Source organism: Scandinavium lactucae (assembly GCF_033843265.1).
Classification (GTDB): domain Bacteria; phylum Pseudomonadota; class Gammaproteobacteria; order Enterobacterales; family Enterobacteriaceae; genus Scandinavium; species Scandinavium lactucae.
Genome location: NZ_JAWXRD010000028.1, coordinates 1 through 18,700, shown reverse-complemented (window position 1 = coordinate 18,700; position 18,700 = coordinate 1). Strand labels below are relative to the sequence as shown.

16 protein-coding genes are annotated in these 18,700 nt (G+C 57.1%); 6 read left to right on the top strand and 10 right to left on the bottom strand.

Going from position 1 to position 18,700, the window contains the following annotated elements:
* Nucleotides 1-193 precede the first annotated feature (193 nt).
* Entirely contained in the window at nucleotides 194-1,816 is a 1,623-nt protein-coding gene (locus tag SIK69_RS09575; protein ID WP_319785983.1) for an ABC-F family ATP-binding cassette domain-containing protein, read from the top strand.
* A gap of 32 nt (nucleotides 1,817-1,848) precedes the next feature.
* Here SIK69_RS09575 and SIK69_RS09570 read toward each other — a convergent pair whose 3' ends face one another.
* Both SIK69_RS09570 and SIK69_RS09565 read right to left on the bottom strand, forming a co-directional pair.
* Nucleotides 1,849-2,139 (bottom strand): HTH-type transcriptional regulator, encoded by a 291-nt coding sequence (locus SIK69_RS09570; protein ID WP_319627166.1) that lies wholly within the window; start codon nucleotides 2,137-2,139, stop codon nucleotides 1,849-1,851.
* 250 nt (nucleotides 2,140-2,389) lie between these two features.
* Nucleotides 2,390-3,757 (bottom strand): MFS transporter, encoded by a 1,368-nt coding sequence (locus tag SIK69_RS09565; RefSeq protein ID WP_319785982.1) that lies wholly within the window; start codon nucleotides 3,755-3,757, stop codon nucleotides 2,390-2,392.
* A gap of 387 nt (nucleotides 3,758-4,144) precedes the next feature.
* On the opposite strand from SIK69_RS09565, the gene SIK69_RS09560 reads away from it, so the two are divergent.
* Nucleotides 4,145-4,855 (top strand): DUF3053 domain-containing protein, encoded by a 711-nt coding sequence (locus tag SIK69_RS09560; protein WP_319627164.1) that lies wholly within the window; start codon nucleotides 4,145-4,147, stop codon nucleotides 4,853-4,855.
* A 47-nt stretch (nucleotides 4,856-4,902) separates the two neighbouring features.
* On the opposite strand, the gene ghrB is transcribed toward SIK69_RS09560, so the two are convergent.
* From ghrB to SIK69_RS09530, 6 genes are all read right to left on the bottom strand, one after another.
* Nucleotides 4,903-5,874, bottom strand: coding sequence for a glyoxylate/hydroxypyruvate reductase GhrB (gene ghrB / locus SIK69_RS09555; RefSeq protein ID WP_319785981.1), 972 nt, complete (start codon nucleotides 5,872-5,874; stop codon nucleotides 4,903-4,905).
* A 22-nt stretch (nucleotides 5,875-5,896) separates the two neighbouring features.
* On the bottom strand, nucleotides 5,897-7,177 hold the full coding sequence (locus SIK69_RS09550) for an MFS transporter (RefSeq protein ID WP_319785980.1): 1,281 nt from the start codon (nucleotides 7,175-7,177) through the stop codon (nucleotides 5,897-5,899).
* A gap of 80 nt (nucleotides 7,178-7,257) precedes the next feature.
* The gene (locus SIK69_RS09545) at nucleotides 7,258-8,199 is read right to left on the bottom strand and encodes a sugar kinase (protein ID WP_319785979.1); all 942 of its coding nucleotides are present in this window, start codon (nucleotides 8,197-8,199) and stop codon (nucleotides 7,258-7,260) included.
* Between the two features lie 3 nt (nucleotides 8,200-8,202).
* Nucleotides 8,203-8,949, bottom strand: a complete 747-nt coding sequence (locus SIK69_RS09540; protein ID WP_319785978.1) for a sugar phosphate isomerase/epimerase family protein — start codon at nucleotides 8,947-8,949, stop codon at nucleotides 8,203-8,205.
* Nucleotides 8,950-9,059: 110 nt separating this feature from the next.
* Entirely contained in the window at nucleotides 9,060-10,076 is a 1,017-nt protein-coding gene (locus tag SIK69_RS09535) for a LacI family DNA-binding transcriptional regulator (protein WP_319627159.1), read from the bottom strand.
* Nucleotides 10,077-10,208: 132 nt separating this feature from the next.
* Entirely contained in the window at nucleotides 10,209-10,871 is a 663-nt protein-coding gene (locus tag SIK69_RS09530) for an OmpA family lipoprotein (protein WP_319627158.1), read from the bottom strand.
* Between the two features lie 167 nt (nucleotides 10,872-11,038).
* Here SIK69_RS09530 and SIK69_RS09525 point away from each other — a divergent pair, with 167 nt between their 5' ends.
* A complete protein-coding gene (locus tag SIK69_RS09525; protein ID WP_319785977.1) occupies nucleotides 11,039-13,372 on the top strand; it encodes a molybdopterin guanine dinucleotide-containing S/N-oxide reductase in 2,334 nt (777 codons plus the stop codon).
* Here the strand turns inward: SIK69_RS09525 and SIK69_RS09520 are convergent.
* Both SIK69_RS09520 and tag read right to left on the bottom strand, forming a co-directional pair.
* Nucleotides 13,341-13,781 carry an N-acetyltransferase gene (locus SIK69_RS09520; protein ID WP_319627156.1) on the bottom strand — a complete coding sequence of 147 codons (441 nt, stop codon included), beginning with the start codon at nucleotides 13,779-13,781 and terminating at the stop codon, nucleotides 13,341-13,343. The genes SIK69_RS09525 and SIK69_RS09520 overlap by 32 nt on opposite strands.
* Nucleotides 13,759-14,340, bottom strand: a complete 582-nt coding sequence (gene tag, locus SIK69_RS09515) for a DNA-3-methyladenine glycosylase I (RefSeq protein WP_319627155.1) — start codon at nucleotides 14,338-14,340, stop codon at nucleotides 13,759-13,761. Before tag ends, SIK69_RS09520 begins: the two co-directional genes overlap by 23 nt.
* 143 nt (nucleotides 14,341-14,483) lie before the next feature.
* Between tag and SIK69_RS09510 the strand changes: the two genes are divergently transcribed.
* From SIK69_RS09510 to eptB, 3 genes are all read left to right on the top strand, one after another.
* A complete protein-coding gene (locus SIK69_RS09510) occupies nucleotides 14,484-15,194 on the top strand; it encodes an autotransporter domain-containing protein (RefSeq protein WP_374941300.1) in 711 nt (236 codons plus the stop codon).
* Nucleotides 15,195-15,425: 231 nt separating this feature from the next.
* On the top strand, nucleotides 15,426-16,628 hold the full coding sequence (locus SIK69_RS09505; RefSeq protein ID WP_319627154.1) for an L-lactate MFS transporter: 1,203 nt from the start codon (nucleotides 15,426-15,428) through the stop codon (nucleotides 16,626-16,628).
* A gap of 245 nt (nucleotides 16,629-16,873) precedes the next feature.
* Complete coding sequence (gene eptB / locus SIK69_RS09500; protein WP_319627153.1) at nucleotides 16,874-18,556, top strand: kdo(2)-lipid A phosphoethanolamine 7''-transferase; 1,683 nt, start codon at nucleotides 16,874-16,876, stop codon at nucleotides 18,554-18,556.
* Nucleotides 18,557-18,700 lie beyond the last annotated feature (144 nt).

The window sequence follows — 18,700 nt, the reverse complement described above, 5'->3', positions numbered from 1 at the left end:
ACGTTTTATCCCTGCCCCACTGGCGAACATTTAACCTTGAAATCCTGGCCGGAATCCGGCTATCCTGTCTCCCGACTTTTCTCTTCTCTCTGGAGCGCATCCCGAAAATGAACAATCACGACTGATGAATTCGGCCCTGACATAACGCAATCGCGTTGGCGGGGATGGTTTTTGATTTCATTCAGGAGTGCTTATGGCTCATTTTTGTGCGCAATCCCCTGCGTTTATTTTGCATCAGGTCACCTGTCAGTTTGCGACGGGCGATGTGTTATTCGGTCCGCTGGATCTCTCCCTTGAACGTTCCCTGTGTGGCCTGGTTGGGCGTAACGGCAGCGGGAAAACCCGTCTGTTACAGCTGCTGGCAGGCGCAGAAACGCCCGCTCAAGGCCATATCGAATATTTTGCCAATGTGGCTTACGTGGCTCAGCAGCCGGAACTGGCTGCGCAAAGTACGCTGGCGGATTTGCTTGGATTAACGAACATCTTCTCCGCCCTGCATCGGGTGATTCAGGGTGAAATGCTGCCGGAAGACGGGGATGTGCTCGAGGATAACTGGGATATATCAGAACGTCTGGCTGCCGCGTTTACGGCGTTATCGTTGCCGGAGTTTGACCCGTATCGCCCGGCGTCATCCCTGAGCGGTGGCGAACGCGTGAAAGCGCTGCTGTGCGCCGCGTTTCTTTCCGGGGCCGATTATCTGTTGCTCGACGAGCCAACTAACCACCTGGATAGCGCCGGGCGGGCGTGGTTTTATCAGCAACTTGCCCAGTGGCGCGGCGGGGCGCTGATTGCCAGCCACGACCGGGCATTGCTGGCGCAACTGCCGCGCATTCTGGAACTCTCAGCCGGAACGTTGCGGCAGTACGGCGGTAATTTTGAGGTCTACCAGCAACAACGTGATGCGGAACAGCAGGCGGCGCGTTCTGCGCTGGACCACGCGGCGTCTGAGCGCCGCCGGACCCGCGCCAGGCTGCAAAAAGAACACGATAATAGCCAGCGACGCTCGGCCCAAACCCTACGCACCGTCGATTCCCTGAATATCGCCTCGTTCGAACGCGTAGCCTATAAAGGTGCGGCGAAAGCCCGGCCCGGCACGCTGCGCCGTCAGCATCGCGAGCAGAACGATGCCCTGAACGCGGCGGTCAATCAGGCGCGTGAGCGGGTAGAGGATGAAATGCCTGTGATGATGACGCTGCCGGGGAATCAGGTTGCGGCGGGTAAACAGGTACTGGAACTGCACAATCTGGTGCTGGCACATAGCGCGCTCGCGCCGCTGACCTGGCGTCTCGACGGCCCGATGCGGGTGGCGCTCCGGGGTCCGAACGGTTGCGGAAAAACCACCTTTCTCAAAACCATTTTGGGCCTGGAACCCCCGGCGAGCGGCAGTTGCAAACTGTCAGTCAATGCCGCCTGGCTCGATCAGCATCTGAGCCAGTTCAGTCTGTCGCAGTCGGTGATGGAACACTTGAGTCTCGCCGATACGCCGCTGGAGGAGGGGGTACTGCGCAGCCGCCTGGCCCAGTTGCAGTTGACCGCAGAGAAGGTGGGACTGCCGCTGTCATCGCTCAGCGGGGGCGAGCGCCTGAAAGCCGCCCTTGCCAGCGTGCTCTGGCGGCGGGAAGCCACCCAACTGCTGCTGTTAGATGAACCGACCAATCATCTGGACCTGGCGTCGACGCAGGCCATCGAAGCCGCGCTGGCAAACTTCCCCGGTGCGATGCTGGTGGTGTCTCATGACGAGGCGTTTTTAAATGGTTTGCAGCTGACCCACAGCCTTGAATGGCAGGCGTCAGGCTGGGTGTTCAGTGAGAGGTAAACAAAAACCCCCGCAAGGCGGGGGTCGTCACTTCATTCCATCAGCTGCTTACTTAATCGTGGATCGGCCTGAATCAAGCGCATCAGCTTCAGTTCGGCGGGCGACGGTTTCTCTCGTCTCGACTCCCACTCCTGCACCATGGCAACGCTGACGCCCATCGCTCGGGCAAAATCATCTATCTTCAAACCGGAGCCTTTACGTAGTTGCTCAAACTCGGTAAAGGCTGTGGGCTTTTGGGTCAGGGTAATTCTCTGCGAATCGTCTTTGAAAATGATTTGTTCAAGACTGCTCAACAGTTCAAACATAGGATCTTTAGATTCCATTGAGAACTCCTCTACATCACACGGTGGATACGTGAACAACTCAGAGCCTCTTAAGAATAGTCAGTAAAAAGGATGAGGAGTGGTCACGGAGGTGACTATTCGTGCGATATCGGTTCCCGGACCCGTTTCAGCTCTGGGCAGACGCCGACTAATTATTTGATAAAGAAACGGGAAAGTTATTCAGAACGTTTTTTGTAAATCGTTAGTAAAGTTCTGGCAAAGGCGGGTGCAGGCACCCGCCGTGTTCGTCTCAGGCTTTTTGTGTCGCCTTAGGGAGATCGCTGGAGGTGGTTGCGGACTGACGCTTTGGGAGAGTCAGGGCATATTTCACCATTAATGCCGTGGCCGACAGCAGCGCCGGAATAGCCAGCAGCATAAAGATGGTTTCAAACGACAGCTGGGCCTGCATCAGGAATACGCCGCTGAAGGCTCCAAGAATGCCGCCGAAACGCCCGATGCCGAGCATCCACGCCACGCCGGTCGCCCGGCCCTGAGTCGGGTAGAATCCTGCCGCCAGCGCGGGCATTGAGGACTGCGCGCCGTTCATAATGCTGCCCGCAATAAACACCATCACCCCCATCAGCACCAGACTACTGGTGGAGAAGCCGACCAGGCACACGAATACCCCGGTCAGCAGCCAGCCGACGGCCACCACTTTGTTCGGATTGAATTTATCCATCAGCGCGCCGAGCACCAGCACGCCAATCCCGCCGCCGAGAGGGAACAGGGCGGTAACAATCGAAGCCTGGCTCAGGGTGGCACCCGTTTCGCGGATCAGCAACGGCAGCCAGCTGGTGAGTAAATAGAAAATCAGCAGGCCCATAAAGTAGGTCAGGCACAGCATCACCGTCCCCAGTGCGTAGCGTGGGGAGAAAATCACGCCGAGAGCCGTTTTATCCGGCATGCCGCCGGTTTCATGCAGCACAAAGTGGGGATCGGCGGGCAGCGGGGCGATGCGTCGCAGAATGGTCGCCACCTGTGCCTGCGATTTGTTTTTCGCCACCAGATAGCGGACCGATTCCGGCAGCAGGAAAATCAGCACCACCGCTAAGATCAACGGCATGACGCCGCCGAGGATCAGCACGCTCTGCCAGCCGTAATGCGGAATAAGCCAGGCCGAAATGAACCCGCCCAGCGATGAGCCAATCGGGAAACCGACGAACATCAGGTTGACCAGCAATGCCCGACGGCGTTCCGGTGCATATTCGCTCATCAGCGTGGCGGCATTCGGCATCGCCGCCCCGAGGCCCAGCCCGGTCAGGAAGCGCAGCAGCGTCAGCTGATTGAGGCTGGTTGCTGCCGCGGTCAGCAGGCTGAAACTACCGAAGACGATGATGGAAAGAATCAGCACCTTTTTACGGCCAATGCGGTCCGCCATCGGGCCTGCGGTCAGGGCACCCACCGCCAGCCCGACCAGCGCGGCGCTCATTACCGGGCCGAGGGCGGATTTTTGCACCCCCCATTCCTGCACGAGGTCAGAGGCGATAAAGCCGATGATGGCGGTGTCGAACCCGTCCATCGCGACGGTGATAAAGCACAGCACGAGGATCATCCACTGATATTTGGTGAATGGATTGTCGTTAATAAAGGCCTGGATATCGGTTGTGGTTTTGGTCATGGCGCGATTCCTGGAAGGTAAAATGTGCGATTACCGAACATCTATCCGTTAATCGTTCATTCAATCAAACCATCTGCACGGTTTTTCGACAACGGGGCGAGCGGGGGAAGCGTGCGATTATCGTCCGTCGTGTGGCGATGATGACGCGTACGATGAAGAAAAGAGTAGTCTTTCAGTAAGTTAAGCGTGAAGTTGCGCAGAGCGATAAAGATGTGATTTGTGATGTGGGCAACAAATAATTAACATTTATCCCGCGAGAGGACCGTGTGCGACTTTTCCCTGCGTGATTGAAGGAAAGTCTATCCTGCGAGGCGCTCGTCGACTATCCTTGTCAACGTCAGGCACGTGTGTGCCAGTTTGCGCTTTTTTGGCTGAAGGAGTATGAAAATGGCGACAGGAAAGTCCTGCTCTCGCTGGTTTGCGTCTATTGCGGCGTTATTGATGGTAGTTAGCCTGAGTGGATGTTTCGATAAAGAAGGCGATCAGCGCAAAGCGTTCATCGACTTCCTACAGAATTCCGTGATGCGTAGCGGCGAACGTCTGCCAACGCTGACCACCGATCAGAAAAAACAGTTTGGTCCGTTCGTCTCCGATTACGCGGTGATTTATGGCTACTCGCAGCAGGTGAGCCAGGCGATGGATGCCGGTCTGCGTCCGGTGGTGGACAGCGTGAATGCTATTCGCGTTCCGCAGGATTACCTGACCCAGCGTGAACCGCTGCGTCAGGCTAATGGCTCGCTCGGCGTACTGAGCCAGCAGCTGGAAAACGCCAAAATGCAGGCCGATGCGGCCCATGCGGCGCTGAAACAGAACGACGACCTTAAGCCGGTCTATGACCAGGTGTACAACAAAGTCGTGACCCTGCCAGCCAATGCGATGCAACCGCTGATCCCAGCGGCACAGATCTTCACCCAGCAGCTGGTGCAGGTGGGCGATTTTATCGCGCAGCAGGACACCCAGGTGAGCTTCGTTGCCAACGGTATTCAGTTCCCGACCTCTCAACAGGCGAGCCAGTACAACTCGCTGATTGGTCCGCTGGCTTCCCAGCACCAGGCGTTTAATCAGGCCTGGACCGCAGCGGTTAACGCCACGCGTTAAGTGAAATAGCCGGGCGGCACATCTGCCTGCCCGGCTCCTCTCTTCCGTCAAGCCACCTGCGGGTTGACGCAGTTTTTCTCCACGTTACCGTTCAGCGCATCAATCAGATTATCCACCGCCGTAGCCGCCATGTTGTAGCGCGTCTCATGTGTTGCGGAGCCGATGTGCGGCAGCGCCACCACGTTAGGCATCGACAGCAGCGGAGACTCTACCGACAGCGGTTCCTGCTCGAAGACATCCAGCCCTGCGGCCATAATTTCACCCTCTTTCAGCGCGGCAATTAGCGCTTTCTCGTTCACCACCGGGCCACGTCCGGCGTTGATAAATATCGCCGAGGATTTCATTTTGGCGAACTGCGCCGCGCCAAACAGATGACGCGTTTCGTCGGTCAGCGGCAGGATAGAGCAGACAAAATCGGCTTCCTGCAACAGGGTGTCGAGGTCACAGTGGCGGGCGTTGAAACGCGCCTCGGCCTCTTTGTGCTGGCGACGGGCGTTATACAACACCGGCATCCCGAAGCCCAAATTCGCGCGTTGCGCCAGCGCCAGACCGATACGGCCCATGCCGACGATGCCGATGGTTTTATGATGCACATCGGTGCCAAACCAGTCCGGACCGATGCCTTTGGTCCACTCCCCGGCTTTCACACGTTCGGCCACTTCTACCACCCGGCGCGCGCTGCTGAGGATCAGCGCCATCAGTGTATCGGCCACCGTTTCGGTCAGCGCGGTTGGGGTGTGCATCAACAGCACTTTGCGGGCGTTGAGGGCCTCGACGTCGAAATTGTCATAGCCCACGGAAATGGTCGACGTGGCGCGCAGCGCGGGCATGTTGTCCAGCAGCGCGGCGTCCACTTTTTCACTTGAGCCGAGCAGGCCCACGGCCTCTTTAAATGCCTGCGCGTGGCTGCGGACGGTCTCTTCCCTCAGGTCATGGACGCGGGTCACCGTGAAGTGGGCTTCCAGGCGGCGTAACAAGTTGTCAGGTAACTTTTTGTAGAGAATGACGGACGGTTTCATTCCTCTCTCCAGTGTCAAAGGTTCAGGCGTGGCGTGCGCCGACAGGGATCTTCTGATTATTAGCAGGCTTAACAATTAAAGTCAGCCACACAGAGACGAAAAGTGCCACCCCCATAAAAATGTAGGAGGCGGACGGCGAGCCGGTGGCCCCATTCAGGTAACCGACAAACCATGAGCCGAAGAACGAGCCGAGCGCGCCCATGCTATTGATCAGCGCCATCGCGCCACCGGCGACGTTACGCGGCAGCATCTCCGGCACAATCGCAAAGAACGGCCCGTATGGGGCGTACATCGCGGCCCCGGCAATCACCAGCAGGGTGTAAGAAATCCAGAAGTGATCGGCCCCGACGGCCCACGAACCGATAAAGGCGCAGCCTGCAATCAGCAGCAGCGGCCAGACGAACAGCTTGCGGTTTTGCATTTTGTCCGATGCCCACGAGGCAAGGATCATCGCCACAGTGGCGGCCAGATAAGGCACCGACGACAGCCAGCCCACTTCCACCATACCTAAGTTTTCCCCACCGCTGCGGAGTATCGACGGCAGCCACAGCACAAAACCGTACACCCCAATACTCCACGCGAAATATTGCAGGCACAGTAAAATCACGTTGCGCGAACGGAAGGCCTCGCCATAGTTACGCACCGCTTTGATGCCCTGCTGTTCGCGATCGAGCTGTTGCTGTAAGTCAGTTTTTTCGGCCTCTGACAGCCAGCCGACCTGGGTCGGTTTGTCTTTCACCAGCACCCACCAGCAGAATGCCCAAATCACCGCCGGAATGCCCTCGAAGATGAACATTTCCCGCCAGCCGAAGGACTGGATCAGGTAGCCGGAGACCACCGACATCCACAGTACCGTCACCGGGTTGCCGAGGATCAGGAAAGTATTGGCACGCGAACGTTCTGATTTAGTGAACCAGTTACTGATATAAATCAGCATCGCGGGCATCACTGCGGCTTCCACCACTCCGAGAATAAAGCGGATCGCCGCCAGCATCGGGATGTTGTTCACCATCCCGGTAAGCGACGCGCAGCCGCCCCACAGGATCAGGCAGACGAAAATCAGTTTGCGCACGCTGCGCCGTTCGGCGTACACCGCCCCGGGGATCTGGAAGAAAAAATAACCGAGGAAGAACAGCGCCCCGAGCAACGAGGAGACGCCTTTAGTAATGCCGAGATCGTCGTTGATCCCGGCGGCGGAAGCGAAACTGAAGTTTGCGCGGTCGAGATACGCCAGGCTGTACGTGATAAACACGATTGGCATGATGTACCACCAGCGTTTGGTTGCATGGCTTGAACGGTTCATAAGCGAGCCTCTGTTGGTGAGGTGTGTGCTACCGCTGTTGGTAGGGTACAGGGTAGCGTTGTTGGGTCATGTTCTGAGCGTTATGCCTCGCCGAGCGCGTCCCGGGTGGGCAGACCTTCGCTGTCGCCCTGCACCTGAATCGCCAGCGAACCAATTTTGTTCCCGCGCGTAACGGCCTGCGCCACGGTTTTGCCTTCCAGCAGGGCGCTGATCACCCCCACGGCAAAACCATCACCTGCACCGACGGTATCGACGATGTTCTCGACTTTTACCGCTGCAATAGCCCCTTTTTCACCGCTTGCGGTCTGATACCAAGCCCCGTCGGCCCCGGTTTTAATCACCACCGTTTTCACGCCCCGGCTAAGGTAGAACTCAGCAATGCCTTCGGGCGAGCTTTCGCCGGTGAGGATCTGACCCTCTTTTTGACCCGGCAGCACCCAGTCGGCCTGGCAGGCGAGGCGATTGAGTTTCTCGACCATCTCGGCTTCACTTTTCCATAGCACCGGGCGCAGGTTCGGATCAAAAGAGAGTGTTTTTCCGGCCTTTTTCATGACCTTCGCGGCATGATCGAGTAATTCAAATGAACTGGCTGACAGCGCCGCCGCCACGCCGCTGAGATGCAAATGGCGCGCGCGAGTGAACAGTTCGACGTTAAAATCGTCCGGGCTGAGGTGGCTGGCCGCCGATCCTTTGCGGAAGTATTCCACAATGGGATCGGTTCCATTTTCAACTTTAGATTTGAGCTGGAATCCGGTCGGATAGCGTGCGTCGAGGGTGACGCCTGCGGGGTCGATCCCTTCCTGCTGAAGAGATTCCAGCACGAACTGGCCGAAGCTGTCATCGCCCACGCGGCTGACCCAGCTGACGTTCAGCCCCAGTCGTGCCAGGCCGGTAGCGACGTTCAGCTCGGCACCCGCAATGCGTTTCACAAAGGTTTCACCCTTGCTGAGCGGGCCGGGTTGCTGGGCGACAAACATCGCCATGGCTTCGCCAATGGTAATGACATCCAGTGCCTGATTCATGGCTTACTCCTCGCGTAACCAGTGGACATAACGCCGGGTGACGGCGACCAAATCGTCGCCCTCAAGCGGGAACTCAATCCCACGCGGTACGTCGGTGGGTAAGGATTGCAGCAGGGCAGACCATCGCGGATCGGCATCCGGAGGCACGGCACGCCAACCGTTATGATGCGGGACAGCAGCTTTCACATGCACATAGCCGACCGAGGGAGCCAGATGGTGCGCGGCTTGTTCAGGGGATTCACCCAGCCACAGCCAGTTGCCCATATCAAAGGTTAGCCTGACCGATAAATTCTGCTCCTGAACGGCGGCCTGGAAGCGCTGCATCGGGGCCAGCTTGCCGTATTCACTCTGATCGTTTTCCACCACCAGCGGAACGTTGCCCTCCGCCAGCATAGCGCGCAGCGCTTCCAGCGCGGTGGGCTGGGTGAAGTTGCCGAGTGACAGTTTCAGCCACAGCGCGTTAAGGGCTTTGGCTTCCAGCAGTAGGGCACCCAGGCGTGGGTTCAGGTTGCCGTCGGCCTCGAACAGCGCTTCTGGCGCGGAATAACAGGCCAGCAGCAGGTGTTGAGTAATTTCTGCGCCCAGCTGCGGGAGGGCGTCAATGTCCTGCGGGGTGAACAGTTCACGGCGAATTTCAACGCCGTCGGCACCCGCAGCGGCAATCACGGGCAAAACGGCACGCTGACCACCCAGAGCCTGTAGGCGATCGTGGCCGTAAGCGGCGGTGACAACGATAATTTTTCTGGCCATCTGGTCACTCCAGAGTGAAAAGAGAAGGGGTTTCTCTTTAATACGCTAGATGGAACCGGTTCCAAAGAAAAGATCGGCTTGCCCGATTTATGATCGCCATCACAAGGGAATTAGCGGCTGGTGGATCCGCGGACGATCAGTTCGCCCGAGAAAACCTGTTCACGAATAGGTTCGTTGCTGCCTTCGATCCGGCGTACCACCTGCTCTACGGCGGCATGGCCGATTTTCCAGGTAGGCTGTTTGAGGGTGGTAATGCCGACGCCCGCCAGTTCGGCCCATTCCAGCTCGTCAAACCCGAGCAGGCCGATGTCGCTGCCCCAGTGCAGGCCGAGGCGTTTGAGCGAGCGGGCCACCTGTAACGTGAGTGCGCCGTTGGCAGAGATAACCGCTTTGCGCATTCCGCGATGGGTGGCGTGGAACTGGCGCAGGGCGTTATCAATCATCGCCCCGTCATTGAGCGGCACTTCGGTATTCGCGGCGCTGATCCCCGGATAGCGTGCCAGGGTGGCGCGAAATGCGGCCAGACGCTCCCGGCGCGTATTGACGCTGCCGAGCGGCTCGCTGAGAAACAGTAAGGCTTCAAAGCCCTGCTCGACCAGATGTTCGGTGGCGGTGGTGGCGGCCTGGGTGTTATCCAGCCCGACCACATCGCAGGCGAAATCAGGAATTTTACGGTCGATAAGCACCATCGGCAGCGCCGACTGTTGCAGACGATTCAGCCCTTCTTCATGCATCCCCACGGCGTTGACCACGATCCCTTCCACCTGATAACTGCGCAGCAGGTCGAGATAATGGCGTTCCTGATCCACCTCGTTATTGGTGTTACAGACCAATGGGGTGAACCCTTGCTCGCGGCAGGCGGCTTCAATGCCGCTGAGCACGTTGACGGAGTAGGGATTGGTGATATCGGCGATGATAAGACCTATCAGCCGGGTACGCCCGTGCTTCAGGCCGCGCGCCATCAGGCTTGGGCGGTAATCGAGATCGGCAATAGCGCGTTCGATACGCGCCAGGAGGGCATCGGAAAGCAGGTGCTTTTCGCCATTAAGATACCGTGACACGCTGGTCTTACCGGTTTTTGCCGCTTTCGCTACGTCGCTGATGGTGGCTCGTGCCTTGTTCGCCATGAGGGCTTCCTTCACCTGAATGTGTGAACACCTTAGCGCGAAAATAGACGATGGCAAGCCGTTAATGCTGGAGGGGTTATGGCAGGGCGAGGTGTTGACCGGGGGCGACAGCGCCGCCGCCCGGAACAACGATTACTGCAGCGGGCTGAGGGTGATTTCTACGCGACGGTTCTGCGCTTTGCCTTCGGCGGTGCTGTTGCTGGCGATAGGGTTCGCCGGACCCATCCCGGTGGTGCGGATGCGGTTGGCGGCCACGCCTTGAGTGATCAGTGCGCTGGCGACCGAGTCGGCACGCTGCTGAGACAGGCGCATGTTCAGGTCCTGGCTGCCGGTGCTGTCGGTGTAGCCGACCACATTCACCGCGGTTTTTTCATACTCTTTCAGCACCATTGCTACCCCGGTCAGAGTGTTGGCCCCGGCCGGTTTCAGGTTGGCACTGCTGCTGTCAAAGGTGACGTTATTCGGCATGTTTAGCACGATGTTGTCGCCGCTACGGGTGACGCTCACGCCGGTGCCTTGCATTTTCTCACGCAGTTTTGCTTCCTGCACATCCATGTAATAGCCCGCGCCACCGCCGACGGCGGCCCCGGCGGCGGCCCCAATCAGTGCGCCTTTACCGCGGTCTTTCTTCGAGGAAGAGAGCATCCCGATGCCCGCCCCCGCTAACGCGCCAATGCCCGCCCCAATGCCGGATTTCCCGGCTTCACGCTCGCCGGTATACGGGTTGGTGGTACAGCCTGAAAGGGCCAGCGCACCGCTTACCATTGCTGCAATCATGATCACGCGTTTTTTCATCTTCTTTCCTTAATCCTTTTTATTCTTTGCCAGCGCAAACGTGGCGGTTGATTATGACGTGCGATTGTGTGGAAAATTCCAGAACGATCCGAAAATGTGTAAATAAATCGAATGGTGATGAAAAATACGCCGTCGCAACACCTGCATCCGTTAATCAGGAGCCCGTTTTGGCAAACTCATCTACAACAAAAACCGTTCTGACCGCCGCCCATTGGGGGCCGATGCTGGTCGAAACTGATGGCGATACCGTGCTGGCCTCGCGCGGTGCATTATCTGGCACTTTTGAGAACTCGCTGCAAAGCGTGGTCCGTGACCAGGTACATAGCAAAACGCGGGTGCGATTTCCGATGGTGCGTAAAGGTTTCCTCGCCTCACCGGACAGCCCACAGGGCGTGCGCGGCCAGGATGAGTTTGTCCGCGTAAGCTGGGATCAAGCGCTGGATTTGATTCACCAGCAACATCAACGCATTCGCGCCACCCATGGCCCGGCGTCGATTTTTGCCGGGTCATACGGCTGGCGCTCGAACGGGGTATTGCACAAGGCCGCCACTCTGTTGCAGCGTTACATGAGCCTCGCAGGCGGCTACACCGGGCATCTGGGGGATTATTCTACCGGAGCCGCGCAGGCCATCATGCCGTACGTGGTTGGCGGAAATGAGGTGTATCAGCAGCAGACCAGCTGGCCGCTGATTCTGGAACATACCGACGTGGTGGTGCTGTGGAGCGCCAACCCGCTGAACACCCTGAAAATTGCCTGGAACGCGTCGGATGAGCAGGGCATTACCTTCTTCGACAAACTGCGAAACAGCGGTAAACGACTGATTTGTATCGACCCGATGCGCTCAGAAACCGTCGACTTCTTTGGCGACAAAATGGAGTGGATTGCCCCGCACATGGGTACCGACGTGGCGCTGATGCTCGGCATCGCCCACACCCTGGTGGAAAACAACTGGCACGATGCTACGTTCCTGGGACGCTGCACCACCGGCTATGACCATTTTGCGGCATACCTGACCGGGGAACGCGACGGCGTGGCGAAAAACGCCGAATGGGCGGCAGAGATATGCGGCATTGATGCGGCGAAAATTCGCGAACTGGCACAGTTATTCCATGAAAACACCACCATGTTGATGTCCGGGTGGGGGATGCAGCGTCAGCAGTTTGGCGAGCAGAAACATTGGATGCTGGTCACGCTGGCGGCGATGCTGGGGCAAATCGGCACCCCGGGCGGTGGCTTCGGCCTTTCTTATCATTTTGCTAACGGCGGCAACCCGACCCGGCGTGCGGCGGTTCTGGCGTCGATGCAGGGTAGCGTGGCCAATGGCACCGATGCAGTGGATAAAATCCCGGTGGCACGCATTGTTGAAGCCCTGGAAAACCCCGGCGCGCCGTATCAGCACAACGGCATGGACCGCCATTTCCCGGATATTCGTTTTGTCTGGTGGGCGGGTGGGGCCAACTTTACCCACCATCAGGACACCAACCGGTTGATCCGCGCCTGGCAGAAGCCGGAACTTATCGTCATCTCCGAGTGTTTCTGGACCGCCGCCGCGCGTCATGCGGACATCGTCCTGCCCGCGACCACCTCGTTTGAACGCAACGATTTGACCATGACCGGCGACTACAGCAATCAGCATTTGGTGCCGATGAAACGCGTGGTGTCGCCGCGTGATGAGGCGCGGGATGATTTTGAGGTGTTCGCCGAGCTGAGCGAACGCTGGGAGGCGGGCGGGCGCGAACGCTTTACCGAAGGCAAAACCGACCTGCAATGGCTGGAGACTTTCTATCAGATTGCCGGGCAGCGTGGGGCCAGCCAGCAGGTGACGCTCCCGCCGTTCCCGTCGTTCTGGGAGGCTAATCAGCTGATAGAGATGCCGCAGAGCGAGCAGAACGCGCAGTTCGTGCGCTTCGCCGCCTTCCGGGACGATCCGCAGGCCAATCCGTTAAAAACCGACAGCGGAAAGATTGAGATTTACTCGCAGCGTATCGCCGGGTTTGGCTATGCCGATTGTCCGGGCCATCCAACCTGGCTTGAGCCGGATGAATGGCACGGCAACGCGCAGCCAGAACAGCTTCAGCTGCTATCGGCGCATCCGGCGCACCGGTTGCACAGCCAGCTTAATTACACCTCGCTGCGCGAGCGTTATGCGGTAGCGGGGCGTGAGCCGCTGACGCTTCATCCTGACGATGCCCACATGCGCGGGATTGCCGATGGCGACCTGGTGCGGGTGTGGAACGGGCGAGGGCAGGTGCTGGCCGGAGCAGTGGTCACCGACGGCATTCGTCCGGGCGTGATTTGTCTGCATGAAGGCGCATGGCCAGATCTCGACCCTGAAGCGGGCGGGATTTGCAAAAACGGGGCGGTGAACGTGCTGACCAAAGATATCCCCAGCTCGAAGCTGGGGAATGGCTGTGCGGGAAATACGGCCCTGGTGTGGCTGGAGAAATACCGCGGACCGGCGCTGCCGCTTACAGCATTCGATCCGCCTGCCAGCGCATAATCCACGTCGGCTGCCGGGTTTCATCCTGCCATGCGCTGTCTTCAATCCGAAAACCCTGCGCATGGTAGAAATTCACCGCCCGGCTGTTTTTCTGATACACCTCAAGGCTTAAATCCGGGTAGCGATCGCAGACGTAGGCGATCAGCGCCCGGCCAATGCCGCGCCCGATGCAGGGCGGGGCGACAAACAATGCCCCGATAAAGCGCTGGTCCATTACGCTGATGAATCCCTGCAACTCGCCTTCTTCTTCCCATACCCACGTATGCGCGGCGGGGAGATACACGTCGCGCACCAGCGGTTCGCTGTCGTACCAGTAACTTTCTTCAATAAACGGATGCGCGTAAAGGGTGCTTTCTAGCCACAGCGTTAACAGCGGCTGGCGATTGCTACTTTGCCATTTGCGGATCATTATCCCCTCCCGGATAGCAGACGCAGCCGGTGGTGTGGTCATTCACTAGCCCACAGGCCTGCATAAAGGAGTAACAAATCGTGGTGCCGACGAACTTAAAGCCGCGTTTTTTCAGCGCTTTTGCCAGCGCATCTGACGCGGGGGTGTGGGTGGGGATTTCTGCCAGCGTGGTGGCGTGCCTCACCTGTGGCTGGTTATCGACAAACGACCAGACGAAATCAGCGAAGGGTTCGCCGTTGGCTTCCATCGCCAGAAAGGCACGGGCGTTACCGATGATGGCCTGAATTTTTCCCCGATGACGAATGATCCCTGCGTTGAGCACCAGTTTTTCAACGTCTTCTTCATTCATATCTGCCACTTTTTTCGGGTCGAACTGGTGAAAGGCCTCGCGATAATTTTCACGTTTTTTCAGCACCGTTATCCACGAAAGCCCCGCCTGCTGGCCTTCCAGACAGATCATTTCAAACAGTTTTTGGTTATCCCGCTGGGCGACCCCCCATTCGTTATCGTGATAGTCGATATAAAGCGGATCCTGACTGACCCAACCGCAACGTTCCATCTGATTCTCCCACTGTTTGATGTCGATGAAGAATTGTTCAACCTGCCTTGACGACAGAAATAAAATGACAATATTTAGTAATACGCAGTCGCGAAAAAAATCATAACAACAATGCCGGATTCGGCTCTTTCGGAGTCGCAAAAATGAGTGTTAAGAAATGCAATGGCTTCCGGGGTGGTCTGTGCCCGGTATCTTTTTTTGTGTGGATGTCTTTGGTGACATCTTCATTTGCCTGGCAACAGGAATATATCGTTACTGACCCACAAAGTAATACGCCTGAACGCTATACCTGGGATAGCGATCACCAACCGCGTTATGACGATATTCTGGCGGAGCGCATCAGTGCGGCGCAAATTCAGCCCGGCGTGGCCATGAACCTCCCCGATGATACACCGATGGATGCAACGCGCACCCTGAGCATGGTGTGGAATATCCCCCTGAGCGCGTTGTTCACCACCGGGCCGGTGGCGAGCTGGCACTATGACGGGTCCGCTACCTCAACCTGGAATGAGTTTGGCGACAGCGGGACCAGCACTACCGCGCTCAACGACCCTATGTGGCACGCCAGCATCAGCACCTTGGGCTGGCGCTTTGATTCACAGCCGCTGTGGGGCGTGCATCCATGGGCGCAAATCAGCTACAACCAACAGTTCGGCGACAATCAGTGGAAAACGCAGTCGGGTTTGAACCGCACCCCGACTACCACCCAGGACGGTAACTGGATGGATGTCACCGTCGGCGCGGATATGCTGCTCAATCCGAGCATCGCCGCCTATGCGTCGCTGTCGCAGGCCGATAATCTCAGTGAAGGCCCGAATTACCTCTATATCATGGGGGTGAGCGCCCGTTTTTAACATTTATTCAGCGTTTTAAGTACATCGCGTTTCCTGTTAATTCACAATAACGGCGGCTTGTAGCGCGATAGTAAGCACTAACAATAGGCGTATTTCGTTTTCCGCAATGTCATTCATTCTCCTCTCAATGCATTTCATTCCGCACTGACGGCAGTTCATGCCTTTTTTAACCAGGCATCAACGGCACTTCGTTATTTTGGCAGCAGTTAATCTTGATAAGGCAAATACGCGATGAACGCTGCAATCCGCCCTTCTACTCGCTGGCTGACGCTGGTCGGGACAATTATCACCCAGTTTGCACTGGGCTCGGTGTATACCTGGAGTCTGTTCAACGGTGCGCTGTCTGCGAAACTGGATGCACCGGTGAGTCAGGTGGCATTTTCCTTCGGTTTGTTAAGCCTCGGTCTGGCGATTTCGTCTTCCGTCGCCGGGAAATTGCAGGAACGTTTTGGGGTGAAACGCGTCACCATGGCCTCGGGCATCCTGCTCGGGGTCGGTTTCTTCCTCACCGCTCATGCCAACAACCTGCTGATGCTGTGGCTGAGTGCGGGCGTGCTGGTAGGGCTGGCGGACGGTGCGGGCTATCTGCTGACGCTGTCGAACTGCGTGAAGTGGTTCCCCGAGCGTAAAGGGCTGATTTCTGCGTTTTCCATCGGGGCATACGGCCTGGGCAGCCTCGGCTTTAAATTCATCGACAGCCATCTGCTGGCGACCGTAGGCCTGGAGAAGACCTTTATTATCTGGGGCGCGATTGTGCTGGTGATGATTGTCTTCGGCGCGACGCTAATGAAAGACGCCCCGCAGCAGGAAGTGAAAACCACCAACGGCGTGGTTGAGAATGACTTCACCCTCGCGGAATCGATGCGTAAACCGCAGTACTGGATGTTAGCGGTGATGTTCCTCACCGCCTGCATGAGCGGTCTGTATGTGATTGGCGTGGCGAAAGATATCGCCCAGGGCATGGTCCATCTGGACGTGATGACCGCGGCGAATGCGGTGACTGTGATTTCCATCGCCAACCTGAGTGGCCGTCTGGTACTCGGGATCCTGTCCGACAAAATTGCTCGTATCCGGGTGATTACTATCGGGCAGGTCATTTCCCTGGTCGGTATGGCTGCACTGCTGTTCGCCCCGCTGAATGCGGTGAGCTTCTTCGCGGCGATTGCCTGTGTGGCCTTCAACTTCGGCGGCACCATCACCGTGTTCCCGTCGCTGGTGAGCGAGTTCTTCGGTCTGAACAACCTGGCGAAAAACTACGGAGTGATTTATCTCGGCTTCGGGATTGGCAGCATCTGTGGTTCGATTATCGCCTCCCTGTTCGGCGGTTTCTACGTGACCTTCTGCGTCATCTTTGCCCTGCTGATCCTCTCTCTGGCGCTGTCGACCACCATTCGTCAGCCAAAAACCCAGGCTCTTCAACAGGCCCACGCCTGATTTAGAAAGACTTTTAACCCGCTCTTAACACATTCCTGCAATAAATCATTCGGTCCGGGTAATTATTTTTGTAAATATTGCCCGGATCACACTTCCTGATGACACTTTTCCCTTCCGCTATGGTCTACTTGTGGCGCTTATAGACGTTTCTGATAACCGTTTCTTACGCGATTCCTTAATCTGCTTACTGTCATACCGATAGATAAGTGGGTTTTTTGTACCCCTTTTCCCAGGGTTTTGCTTGAATGAATTATATTAAATCGTTAACGCAACAACGGCTGTGTCTGTTCCTTGCGCTCTACATCGGCCTGTTCCTGAATGGTGCGGTGCTGGTCCGTCGTCTCTTGGGTTACTTCGAAGATTTCTCGGCACAAAATGGAATTTTTGCCGTCATCGAACTCTGTGGCTCAGTCCTTGCCACCTTCTTCTTACTGCGCTTGCTGTCGCTGTTTGGCCGCCGTCCGTGGCAGGTTCTTACTTCTCTGGTGGTGATTATTTCCGCCGCAGCCAGTTATTACATGACCTTTATGAACGTGGTCATTGGCTATGGCATCGTGGCCTCGGTGATGACCACCGACGTTGACTTGTCCAAAGAAGTGATGGGTCGCGGCCTGTTGATGTGGACCGTGCTCTCGAGCCTGCCGCCGTTGTTCTTCATCTGGAGCAACCGCTGCCGCTATACGCTGTTACGCCAGCTGCGCACCCGTGGACAGCGCACGCGTAATCTTGCCGTGGTGCTGATGGCCGGGCTGCTGGTCTGGGCCCCGATTCGTTTGATGGATCGCCATCAAAAACAGGTCGAGAAAACGTCTCAGGGTGATATGCCGAGCTACGGGGGGGTGATAGCCAACTCCTACCTGCCCTCAAACTGGGTGTCGGCCCTCGGGTTATATGCCTGGGCGCAGGTGGACGAATCCTCTGACAGTCGATCCTTAATCAACCCGGCGAAGAAATTCACCTACGTGGCACCGGGTAACGACCTGGATGACACCTACGTGGTGTTTATCATCGGGGAAACGACCCGCTGGGATCACATGGGCATCCTCGGCTATGACCGGAATACTACGCCGAAGCTGTCGCAGGAGAAAAACCTGGTGGCCTATCGCGGCACATCCTGCGACACCGCCACCAAGCTGTCACTGCGCTGCATGTTTGTGCGTCAGGGCGGGGCGGAGGACAATCCTCAGCGTACGCTGAAAGAGCAGAACGTGTTTGCGGTGCTGAAACAGCTGGGCTTTAGCTCAGATCTGTTCGCGATGCAGAGTGAGATGTGGTTCTACAGCAACACCATGGCCGATAACATCGCTTATCGCGAGCAGATTGGCGCTGAGCCACGTAACCGTGGCAAAGACGTGGCAGATAAACTGCTGTTGCCTGAAGTGGCGCAATCGCTGGAAGGCCATCCGAACGGTAAGCATTTGATTATCCTGCACACCAAAGGGTCGCACTGGAGTTACTACCAGCGCTACACCCGCGATTTTGCCCAATGGCAGCCAGAGTGTGTCGGCATCAATGATTATTGCAGCAAGAAAGAATTGATTAACGCCTACGATAACTCGGTACTGTACGTGGATACCTTTATCAGCGACGTGCTCGACCAGTTGCGCGATAAGAAGGCCATCGTCTTCTACGCCGCTGACCACGGTGAGTCGATCAACGAGAAAGAGCACCTGCACGGTACGCCGCGCAACCTGGCCCCACCAGAGCAGTTCCGGGTGCCAATGCTGGTGTGGATGTCCGATAAGTATCTGGAAAACCCCGCGCATCAGCAGGCGTTTAAGCAGTTGAAGAAGGAAGCCGACATGAAGGTGCCACGTCGTCATGTGGAGCTATATGACACCATCATGGGCTGTCTTGGATACACCTCGCCAGACGGCGGGATCAACGAGAACAACAACTGGTGTCACGTTCCGGCAAAAGGCCAGTAAATCAATGGCGAGTTTATCGCCAATCAGTCTGGCTTTTGTGGAAAAGGGATTGACGGGGTAGCATCGCAGCAGTAAGATGCGCTCCGCATTCGGCGAGTAGCGCAGCTTGGTAGCGCAACTGGTTTGGGACCAGTGGGTCGGAGG